Annotated in this window: 1 protein-coding gene; it reads right to left on the bottom strand. The window is 49.3% G+C overall.

The features are described from left to right. The coding region (locus tag R8N47_RS26570) for a solute carrier family 23 protein (RefSeq protein WP_318186281.1) at positions 1-606 on the bottom strand (606 nt) is incomplete at both ends.

Raw genomic sequence — 606 nt, 5'->3', positions numbered from 1 at the left:
CCAACCAGCATGGCAATCACGATCGAAGCCACGCGAATGTATGGGTTTTTAGAACGATTCAAAATCACAATTAACCCAAGTACGGTACCAGCGAGCGCCAGTTTGTCTAAGCTACCAAAAGTACCGTCGCCCATTGCAGCATAGCCACCACCCATAGAAACCAAGCCGACTTGGATCAGCGTCAGGCCAATCAGAGTTACGACAATGCCAGAGACGAGAGGTGTGATGATGCGACGTGCATGCTCAAGCACACGAGACAGTAAAATCTCGGCAAAAGAGGCGACTAAAATCGTACCGAAAATCGCCGCCATCATGGTGCTGATGTCCGCGCCACCTGCTTTGAGTGATAAACCCGCACCGATGATTGGACCCAAAAAGTTAAAGCTGGTGCCTTGCACCGATAGCAAGCCGGATCCGACAGGGCCAAAGGTACGGATTTGGATAAAGGAAGAAACACCAGATGCAAACAGCGACATGCTGATAATGGTGTTGGTTTGATCGGCCGGAACGCCCAAAGATTGGCAAATGATTAATGAAGGTGTAATCACCGCAACGAACATCGCCAATAAATGCTGAAGTGCAGCAAAAATCGTTTGTGGCAGTGGT

The organism is Vibrio sp. 2132-1 (assembly GCF_033344315.1).
This window is presented reverse-complemented; position numbering and strand designations above follow the sequence as displayed.